We start from the raw sequence: 10,089 nt of genomic DNA, 5'->3' as shown, positions 1-10,089 counted from the left end.
AAGAAAACCGATGGCTTTGACTGTTATTAGTCTACACCATCGGTTTTCTCATGTCCAGCTAACCTCTGAACAGTAACCAGTAACAAAAAAATCTTATATATGCTACAAATCAGCCCTTGCCATATGTCAGATTTTGGCGTATTATTAATAGAGGTTTATTATTTGCGAGGAGGAAAACCATGTATAAGATTTTAAAAGCTGAAACACTGGCAGCTAAGATCCATCTTATGGTTGTACACGCACCGCGTGTTGCAAGCCATTGTCAGCCAGGACAATTTATTATCGTTAAGTTAGATGAGAAGGGTGAGAGAATCCCTCTTACTATCTGTGATTATGATCGTGAAGAAGGTACGGTCACAATCGTATTCCAGGAGATTGGTGTATCTACCATCAAGATGGCAGAATTAAAAGCAGGAGATGCATTCCGCGATTTCGTAGGACCTCTTGGATGTCCTTCTGAATTTGTTGAGGAAGATATCGAAGAATTAAAGAAAAAGAAAATGGTATTTGTTGCCGGCGGTGTTGGTACAGCCCCTGTTTACCCACAGGTAAAATGGCTCCATGAACATGGAATCACAGCAGATGTTATTCTTGGTGCAAAAACTAAGGATATGGTTATCCTTGAGAAAGAACTGGGAGAAGTTTCCAATCTTTATGTTACTACAGATGACGGTTCCTATGGCCGTGCAGGTATGGTTACTAAGACTCTTGAGGATCTGGTAACAAACGAAGGCAAACATTACGATGTCTGTGTAGCGATCGGACCGATGATCATGATGAAATTTGTCTGTCTTCTTACCAAGAAGCTTGGCATTCATACAATTGTCAGCATGAACCCGATCATGGTTGACGGAACAGGTATGTGTGGCGCATGTCGTCTTCAGGTTGGCGATGAGATTAAGTTTGCATGTGTAGACGGACCGGAATTCGACGGACATCTCGTTGATTTCGACCAGGCTATGAAGAGAAGCCAGATGTATAAGACTGAAGAGGGACGTGCATTACTGAAACTTCAGGAAGGTGATACCCATCATGGCGGATGTGGACATTGTGGAGGTGACAAGTAATGGCAGATGCAAAGATGTTAAAGAAAGTTCCTGTAAGAGAACAGGATCCAAAGGTGCGTGCAACAAACTTTGAAGAAGTTTGTCTTGGATACAATCAGGAAGAAGCAATGGAAGAAGCACAGAGATGCTTAGGCTGTAAGAAACCGAAATGTGTGGAAGGCTGTCCTGTATCCATTAATATTCCTGGATTTATTGAAGAGATTAAAGAGGGAAAGATCGAAGAAGCATACAAAGTGATCGGATTATCCTCCGCACTTCCGGCTATCTGTGGACGTGTATGTCCTCAGGAATCCCAGTGTGAGGGTAAATGTATCCGCGGAGTCAAAGGTGAAGCTGTTTCTATCGGTAAGCTGGAGAGATTTGTTGCTGACTATGCTCTGGAACATGATATCAAACCTGTTGGAGCAGAAGTTAAGAACGGACATAAAGTTGCAGTGATCGGTTCCGGTCCTTCCGGACTTACCTGTGCAGGTGATCTTGCAAAAGCTGGTTATGATGTAACTGTATTTGAAGCTCTTCATGAACTTGGCGGTGTTCTTGTTTACGGTATTCCGGAGTTCCGTCTCCCGAAACAGAAAGTTGTTAAGAAAGAAATTGAAAAAGTTAAAGAATTAGGTGTTAAATTCGAGACTAATGTTGTTATCGGTAAATCCACAACAATCGATCAGCTGATCGAGGACGAAGGATTTGAAGCTGTATTTATCGGATCAGGTGCCGGACTTCCAATGTTCATGGGTATCCCGGGTGAGAATGCAAGCGGTGTATTCTCTGCCAACGAATATCTTACAAGAAGCAACCTGATGAAAGCTTTTGATGATTCTTATGATACACCGATCGCAGCAGGAAAGAAAGTAGCAGTCGTAGGCGGTGGTAATGTTGCTATGGATGCTGCCAGAACAGCTTTAAGACTTGGTGCTGAAGTACATATCGTATACAGAAGAAGTGAAGCAGAGCTTCCTGCACGAGCAGAGGAAGTTCATCACGCAAAAGAAGAGGGAATCATCTTTGATCTTCTTACTAACCCGAAGGAAATCCTTGTAGATGAGAACGGTCATGTAAAAGGTATGAAGGTTGTCAAGATGGAACTTGGTGAGCCGGATGCTTCCGGAAGACGTCGTCCGGTTGAAATTCCGGGATCTGAATATGACATGGATGTAGATACAGTTATCATGTCTCTTGGTACTTCCCCGAACCCTCTTATTTCTTCTACAACAAAAGGTCTTGAAGTCAATAAGAGAAGATGTATCATTGCTGAAGAAGAAACAGGTAAGACATCTAAAGATGGTGTATATGCCGGCGGTGATGCTGTTACAGGTGCAGCTACTGTTATCCTTGCCATGGGTGCAGGTAAAGCTGGTGCCAAAGGTATCGATGAATATCTTAAAAATAAATAATGTAAATGGTACTTGACAGATTTTGACGTCTGTGGCATGATTACTAGTGTTGATAATCATGAAAAGCTTAGAAGGTGTTTACAGGGATTTATTTTCCGTCAGAGAGAGGAAGCCATCGGCTGGAAGCTGCCTCAGGTTCAGATATTTCCTGAATTTCCCACCGGAGCCGCATTTCTGAATGACAGTATTTACTGAGTAGGAAATGACGTTACTGCGCGTTAAGCAGACCGAGAGCCTGTAGAAAATGCAGGAAGCAGGGTGGTACCGCGGATATTTTACTCCGTCCCTTTAGTGGGACGGAGTTTTTTGTTTGCCAATTCTGCTATTATAACATGAATTGCGAGAACTGCTTTTGCAACGGAGCGATTTGTGGCTATCAAGTCAGAGTCAGATTTTACGTTACTGTTCATTCTGTTCTCAGTAACGATTTTTCTTCTCTGACATTATGACATAAAGGAGAAAGAGAACATGGATATGAAAGAAAGACTTCAGGAACTGGCTGAAGCAGCCGGAAAACGGATCAGTGAATCCGAAGGTCTGGAAAAACTGAACGAAGTACGTGTGGCATACCTTGGTAAAAAAGGTGAATTGACTGCAATTTTAAAGAGTATGAAAGATGTTGCACCGGAAGAGCGCCCGAAGGTTGGACAGCTTGTAAACGAAACAAGAAGCAAGATAGAAGCACTTCTTGATGAATCTAAACAGAAACTGGAAGAAGCAGCACGTGAAGAGAAGATGAAACAGGAAGTGATTGATGTGACTTTACCTGCAAAGAAAGCTAAAATCGGTCACCGTCACCCGAACACCATTGCCCTGGAAGAAGTAGAGCGTATCTTTATTGGTATGGGTTATGAAGTAGTAGAGGGACCGGAGGTAGAGTATGCGGATTACAACTTTACTAAACTGAATATTCCGGAAAATCATCCGGCACGTGATGAACAGGATACTTTCTTTATCAACGATTCTATCCTTCTTCGTTCCCAGACTTCACCGGTTCAGGCACGTACTATGGAGAAAGGAAAGCTGCCGATCCGTATGATCGCACCTGGTCGTGTATTCCGTTCAGATGAAGTAGATGCAACACATTCTCCTTCTTTCCATCAGATCGAAGGTCTTGTTATTGACAAGAACATCACTTTTGCAGATCTTAAGGGAACTTTGCAGGAGTTTGCACAGGAATTATTCGGACCTGAGACAAAAACTAAGTTCAGACCACATCACTTCCCGTTCACAGAGCCAAGCGCAGAGGTGGATGTATCCTGTTTCAAGTGTGGTGGTAAAGGCTGCCGTTTCTGTAAAGGTTCCGGCTGGATTGAAATCCTTGGCTGCGGTATGGTTCATCCGAATGTATTAAGCATGTGCGGAATTGATCCGGAAGAATACACAGGATTCGCATTTGGCGTAGGTCTTGAACGTATTGCACTTCTGAAATATGAGATTGATGACATGAGACTGCTCTATGAGAATGATATCCGTTTCCTGAAACAGTTCTGATGAAATGACTGTCTGAAACAACAGAGCTATGCAGCCAAGAGGAAATTTCTGTCCGGGAAAGCTGCTATAAGTCTGAGCTATAATATAGAAAGAGGATTAACAAAATGAATACTTCATTATCTTGGATTAAAATGTATGTGCCGGATCTTGATGTGACAGCACAGGAATATACAGATGCCATGACACTGACAGGAACAAAAGTGGAAGGCTTTGAAAAACTGGACGCAGATCTGGATAAGATCGTGATCGGTCAGATTGAAAAAATTGAGAAACATCCGGATGCAGATAAACTGATCATCTGCCAGGTGAATATCGGAACAGAGACTGTACAGATTGTTACAGGCGCTCCTAATGTAAAAGAGGGAGATAAGGTTCCTGTTGTTCTTGACGGCGGACGTGTTGCCGGTGGACATGACGGAAAGAAAACACCGGGTGGAATTGAAATCAAAAAAGGAAAACTTCGCGGAATCGATTCCTATGGTATGATGTGTTCCATCGAAGAGCTGGGAAGCACAAGAGAAATGTATCCGGAAGCACCGGAATACGGAATCTATATTTTCCCTGAAGACGCTGTTGTAGGCGAGAGTGCGATCAAGGCACTGGGCCTGGATGATGTTGTCTTTGAATATGAAATCACATCCAATCGTGTTGACTGCTACGGCGTACTGGGAATTGCAAGAGAAGCGGCAGCTACGTTTAATGAGAAATTCTGTCCTCCTGTTGTAGAGTGTAAGGGAAATGATGAAAAAGCTTCTGACTATGTAAAAGTAACAGTAGAAGATCCGAAACTTTGTCCACGTTACTGCGCAAGAGTCGTAAAGAATGTTAAGATCGGACCATCTCCGAAATGGATGCAGAGATGTCTGGCTTCCAATGGAATCCGTCCGATCAATAATCTGGTAGATATTACAAACTATGTAATGGAAGAATTTGGTCAGCCAATGCACGCATATGATCTGGACAGGATTGCAGGAAAAGAAATCGTTGTACGTCGTGCAGAGAATGATGAGAAATTTGTAACGCTGGATGGACAGGAACGTACCATGGATGATCAGGTACTGATGATTTGTGACGGTGAGAAAGCAGTTGGTATTGCCGGTATCATGGGTGGAGAGAATTCTATGATCACAGACGATGTAAAAACTGTTCTTTTCGAGGCTGCATGTTTTGATGGAACAAATATCCGCCTTTCTTCCAAGAGAATCGGTCTGAGAACAGATGCTTCCGGTAAATTCGAAAAAGGTCTTGACCCGAACAATGCGCAGGCAGCTATCGACAGAGCATGCCAGCTGATGGAGGAACTTGGGGCAGGTGAAGTCGTAGGTGGAATGGTAGATATCTGCAATGAAGTAAGAGAACCATCCAGAGTTCCTTTCAAACCGGAGAAGATTAATGCTCTTCTTGGAACTGACCTGACACCGGAAGAAATGCTTGCTTATCTGGCAAAAGTAGAACTGACCTATGACGAAAAAACAAATGAGATCGTAGCTCCTACTTTCCGTCAGGATATCCATTATGTAGCTGATGTTGCAGAAGAAGTTGCAAGATTTTTCGGATATGATAAGATTCCGACTACTCTGCCTACAGGTGAAGCTACAACAGGTAAGCTTCCGTTTAAACTTCGTATTGAAGCAGTGGCACGTGATATTGCGGAATATTGTGGTTTCTCTGAAGGAATGACCTATTCTTTCGAAAGTCCGAAGGTATTTGACAAATTAAGACTTCCGGCTGACAGTAAGCTCCGTCAGGGAATCGTGATCAGCAATCCTCTGGGAGAAGATTACAGTGTCATGAGAACAACTACTTTAAACGGTATGCTCAGTTCTCTGGCTACGAACTATAACAGAAGAAATAAAGATGTACGTCTCTATGAACTTGGTAATGTATATCGTCCGAAAGCACTTCCTCTTACAGAACTTCCGGATGAGCGTATGCACTTTACACTTGGTATGTATGGAAACGGCGATTTCTTTGACATGAAAGGTGTATGTGAAGAGTTCTTTGAGAAAGTAGGAATGAGAGATAAAGTAGATTATGATCCAAACAGCGGAAAAACTTACCTTCATCCCGGAAGACAGGCAAATATGGTTTATGATGGTAAGGTTGTGGGCTATCTGGGAGAGGTTCATCCTCTGGTTGCAGATACTTATGGAATCGGTGATAAGGCTTATGTGGCAGTGATTGATATCCTTACGGTTCTTGAATTTGCAAGTTTCAACCATAAATACACAGGAATTGCAAAATATCCTGCAGTAACCCGCGATTTAAGTATGGTCGTTCCGAAAACCGTTCTTGCAGGACAGATTGAACATATTCTGACTCAGAGAGGCGGAAAGATCCTGGAGAGTTGTCAGTTATTTGACATTTATGAAGGAAACCAGATTAAAGGAGGATATAAATCCATGGCTTATTCTCTGGTATTCCGTCACCATGACAAGACTCTGGAAGAGAGCGAGATTACAGCTGCAATGAAGAAAATCCTGAATGGTCTGACAGACCTTGGAATCGAGTTGAGAAGTTAATGCTGATTTATGTATTAAGACATGGGATAACTCAGTGGAATAAACTGAAAAAAGTGCAGGGGGCAATGGATATTCCCCTTGCACCGGAAGGGATTGAACTGGCGAAAAGAACAGGAGAAGCATTAAAAGATGTTCCGTTTGATATCTGTTTTACCAGTCCTCTGGCAAGAGCGAGACAGACAGCACATTATGTGCTGGGAAACAGGCAGATTCCTGTTATTGAGGATAAAAGAATCCAGGAAATTGATTTCGGAGTTCTTGAAGGAAGCCGGTTTAAGGATGAACAAGGGAAGATCATCAGCCATGAAATGGAAATTTTCTTTGAAGAGCCACAGAAATTTGAACGTCCTCAAAACGGCGAAAACATTTCTGATATCCTGAAACGCACCAGAGAATTCTGGGTGGAGAAAACGACAGATCCTGCTCTGGCAGACAAAACAATTCTTGTTTCTTCTCATGGATGTGCAGTTCGTGCACTGCTTCAGAATGTCTATCAGGATCCGGAACATTTCTGGCATGGATGTGTGCCTCCAAACTGCAGTATCAATCTGCTTGAAGTAAAAGATGGAAAAGCCAGATTTCTGGAAGAAGATAAAGTTTATTCTGAAATATAACAATTCTGTAAAATAATCCGGTGGAAAACTGTGCTTTGAGTACAGCTTTTCTGCCGGACTTTTAATATATTTTGTTATTGTTTACACACCACTATCCCGAGACATACAAGCCAAAATTCCATTGCCGCAGGCGATCTGGAATGAATTTTGGCTATGTTACTGTGAACAGTAACTATATTTTTACTTGTGACAGATATGACGTTGTGATATGATATACGAAAAAGGAAATTGTCTGTAATTTTGTGCAGAATCTGCAAATAATCACAGGAGGTGTATTATGGGCAAAAAAATTATGAATACGGTTCTTTTTCTGGTGGTGCTTGGCGGATGTGTTGCCATGACGCTGCTGACCGGGAATGGTTCATCAGGCACGATGATTTATAACTTTGCATTCCTCGCTGTTATGGCTGTGATCTATCTGGCCGGACTGTTTGGCGGTATGTTTCGGGTAGACAGCATTGGAGAGGCTCTTGCAAGAGGAACGCAGGAGCTTTCCAGTATATTCAAAATACCCGGAAAAGCCAAAAGCGAAGATCTTTCCTGCCTGAAGGGGATGTTTGAACATAAATATCTGGATGACAGAATGGACAGCTTTGTAGATGCCATGGAGAAAAACCAGGAAGGAATCGGAGATGTTGAAGATTACATAAATGAGGACGAGATTGATCTTCATGTACATAAGAAGATTCTGGAAATGGCACCGGATATTTTTACCAGCCTTGGTATTCTTGGTACTTTTATTGGTCTGGTATGGGGGCTTAAGAGTTTTGAGCCATCCAGCTATGAGACAATGACTACCTCTGTATCTGCCCTGGTAGATGGTATCAAAGTAGCATTCCTTACTTCTATCTATGGAATTGCATTTGCACTGATCTACAGTTCCGGAATGAAAAGCGTTTATTCGGGAATGGATGCGAAGCTTCAGGGATTTCTGGAGAGATTTCATCTTTATGTACTTCCGGCGGCTGAGAGCGAGTCAAGAAACCTGATGCTTGCAAGTCAGAAGGTTCAGACAAAAGCCATGAAACAGATGGCAGAGCAGCTTACCTCACAGATGGCAGAGAGTTTTGAGAAAGCAATCAATCCTACTTTCCAGAAGATGACAGAATCTCTGGAGATTCTGACAGAATCTGTAACAAAATGTCAGGAGGATGTGGTTCAGGATATCCTGCGTACTTTTTTGCGGGAGATGAACGGTTCATTTAAAATGCAGTTCACAGATTTCAATGAAGCTCTTGTACAGCTGAAGGAAGCGCAGAAAGAAAATATTGATTATACTACAAGGCTCTATCAGACGATGAGTAATCAGCTGAATACCTCATATGCAAAACAGAGCGAAGCTATGAAAGACCTTGTAAATGAACTGGGACAGGTTCAGGGCCGTTATATGTCTACGGCAACAAGAATCACACAGGATAATCAGGAAATCCAGAAGCTTCAGCAGCAGGATTATCAGCGCATTGCGGATTATCTGCATGAATCCGAGAAATCTTCTGCCAAATTCTGGGTTGCCTGCAATCAGACAATGCAGAAATATGTGGAAGCTGCCGCGCAGGGAATGGAAAAGGTTTCGGCTGCAAATCAGGCAGGAAAAGATGTGCTTGAGGCTAACCGTAAACTGGTAGAACAGTTGGATGTAAAGATGAAAGACTTTGTATCTTATCAGAAGATGACTTACGAGACAATGGAAGAGGTACGCAGACTCTTTGCAGATATTTCTGTTCAGAAAGAAGACAACAATATTTATCTCTCAGGCGGAAAATCAGCTCAGAGTGCGGCACAGAAAGAATCTGTGGAGGAAGTACGCAAACTTCTGGAGGAACAGAGCGAGCGTCAGGAAGCACTTCTGGAGGAGATGAACAAAAATATGAAGAATATTTCCAAAAACCAGAAAGGTAAATTCAGCTTATTCAAATAAGAAAAGGAGAGAAATATGCGCAAAAGAAAGAAATCAGAAGAGGGCGGATTTAATGTCTGGCGGTCTTATTCTGATATGATGGCCGGTGTGCTGCTCCTTTTTATACTGATTATGTGTGTGACTCTTTTTCAGGCTCAGAAAAGTTATAACGAGAGTATTAAGGAGAGAGATGACAAGATAGCTCTTCAGGAGCAGTATACAGCGGAAATTCTGGCACAGCAGAGTGAGCTGGACGAGAAAAACAGCAAGCTGAGTTCCCAGGATGAACAGCTTGACAAGCAGAAAAAGCTTCTTGCAGAACTGGCAGCACAGTTAAAGGAACAGCAGGCCAGCCTTGATGAAAAAACATCTCTTCTTGCCACACAGCAAAAGAAAATTGATAATATCATCGGTGTCAAGGCAGATGTTATTGAAGCATTGCAGAAGGAGTTTTCCAAAAACAATGTAAGTGTTGATATTGATGCTCAGACAGGTGCTCTTACCCTCAATGCAAATGTATTATTTGACTATGATAAGTCAGAACTGACAGATGAGGGCAAACAGGAACTTGCAGATATCCTTCCGATCTACTGTAAAGTGCTTCTTCAGAAAGATTATAAGAAGTATCTGGCTGAGATCATCATTGACGGTTATACAGACACAGACGGAGACTATGATTACAATCTGGAGCTTTCTCAGAAACGTTCTCTCGCAGTTGCACAGTATCTGACGGAAATCAGGGAGAACTTCCTGAGTTCTGATGAGATTTCAGAACTTCAGAATTATCTGACCGTAAATGGTCATGGTTCAGCCAATCCGGTTCTGGATTCCGATGGGAATGTAGATAAGGATGCATCCAGACGAGTGGAAGTAAAGTTTCGTCTGAAAGATGATGAGATGATAAATGAGCTTAATCAGATTATGAATACAGATAAGACTTCTGATTCTGAAAAATCCGGCAGCAATTAAACTGCCGGATTTTTCAATTCCGGAGTGTGTTTGAAAAATGCTTTGATGCAGATGCTTTTTCTTACAATTCACGAAAGATAACGAGTAATTTTACCAATAACAGTTCACATTTCCGAGAGAAAATGTGGTATG

7 protein-coding genes and 1 other annotated feature are annotated in these 10,089 nt (G+C 42.3%); all 7 genes read left to right on the top strand.

Annotated features, from left to right (window positions below):
• Positions 1 to 179 precede the first annotated feature (179 nt).
• A complete protein-coding gene (locus I4V44_RS13435; protein WP_055052424.1) occupies positions 180 to 1,067 on the top strand; it encodes a sulfide/dihydroorotate dehydrogenase-like FAD/NAD-binding protein in 888 nt (295 codons plus the stop codon).
• Positions 1,067 to 2,461, top strand: a complete 1,395-nt coding sequence (gene gltA / locus I4V44_RS13430) for an NADPH-dependent glutamate synthase (RefSeq protein ID WP_022379996.1) — start codon at positions 1,067 to 1,069, stop codon at positions 2,459 to 2,461. Before I4V44_RS13435 ends, gltA begins: the two co-directional genes overlap by 1 nt.
• A gap of 59 nt (positions 2,462 to 2,520) precedes the next feature.
• Positions 2,521 to 2,752 (top strand) — a binding site (T-box leader).
• A 183-nt stretch (positions 2,753 to 2,935) separates the two neighbouring features.
• On the top strand, positions 2,936 to 3,955 hold the full coding sequence (pheS, locus tag I4V44_RS13425; RefSeq protein WP_026648180.1) for a phenylalanine--tRNA ligase subunit alpha: 1,020 nt from the start codon (positions 2,936 to 2,938) through the stop codon (positions 3,953 to 3,955).
• A gap of 104 nt (positions 3,956 to 4,059) precedes the next feature.
• Entirely contained in the window at positions 4,060 to 6,477 is a 2,418-nt protein-coding gene (gene pheT, locus I4V44_RS13420; protein WP_196002841.1) for a phenylalanine--tRNA ligase subunit beta, read from the top strand.
• Positions 6,477 to 7,091, top strand: coding sequence for a histidine phosphatase family protein (locus I4V44_RS13415; protein WP_022379995.1), 615 nt, complete (start codon positions 6,477 to 6,479; stop codon positions 7,089 to 7,091). The genes pheT and I4V44_RS13415 overlap by 1 nt, the downstream gene beginning before the upstream one ends.
• Before the next feature lie 277 nt (positions 7,092 to 7,368).
• Complete coding sequence (locus I4V44_RS13410) at positions 7,369 to 9,009, top strand: MotA/TolQ/ExbB proton channel family protein (protein WP_008703914.1); 1,641 nt, start codon at positions 7,369 to 7,371, stop codon at positions 9,007 to 9,009.
• A 15-nt stretch (positions 9,010 to 9,024) separates the two neighbouring features.
• Positions 9,025 to 9,957: an OmpA family protein gene (locus tag I4V44_RS13405; RefSeq protein ID WP_055052420.1), complete on the top strand. Its 933-nt coding sequence runs from the start codon at positions 9,025 to 9,027 to the stop codon at positions 9,955 to 9,957.
• The last annotated feature ends 132 nt before the right edge of the window (positions 9,958 to 10,089 follow it).

The sequence above is a fragment of the Blautia sp. 1001283B150304_161114_C9 genome (assembly GCF_015668165.1).
GTDB classification, from domain to species: Bacteria; Bacillota; Clostridia; order Lachnospirales; family Lachnospiraceae; genus Blautia_A; species Blautia_A wexlerae.
This window is presented reverse-complemented; position numbering and strand designations above follow the sequence as displayed.